Here is a 346-nt window from a genome sequence, read left to right as displayed (position 1 = left end):
GCCAGCTTCAGCTCACCGCCGACGGCAGGCTAAAACACTTCCTCACCACCGAAGGCCTCAGCCGGGCATTACTGACTGAAATCCTCGACACCGCCGACTCCTTTATCAGCACCCAGGAACGGGCCGTCAAAAAGGTCCCGCTGCTGCGCGGCAAAACCGTGGTCAACCAGTTTTTTGAAAACAGTACCCGCACCCGTTCAACCTTTGAACTGGCGGCAACCCGGCTGTCTGCTGATATTCTCAACCTCGACATCCAGCGTTCCGCGACCGCCAAGGGCGAAACCTTGATGGATACGCTCTGGAACCTGGAAGCCATGTACAGCGACATGTTTGTGGTGCGTCATGC

1 pseudogene is annotated in these 346 nt (G+C 57.2%); it reads left to right on the top strand.

Annotated elements, in window-relative coordinates:
- Nucleotides 1–346, top strand: a pseudogene (locus tag Q4563_RS17585) (hypothetical protein); the annotation flags it as partial.

It is taken from the genome of Gilvimarinus sp. 1_MG-2023 (genome assembly GCF_030548285.1).
The sequence above is the reverse complement of the archived record's forward strand: the minus strand, read 5'-3'. Positions and strand labels throughout refer to the sequence as shown.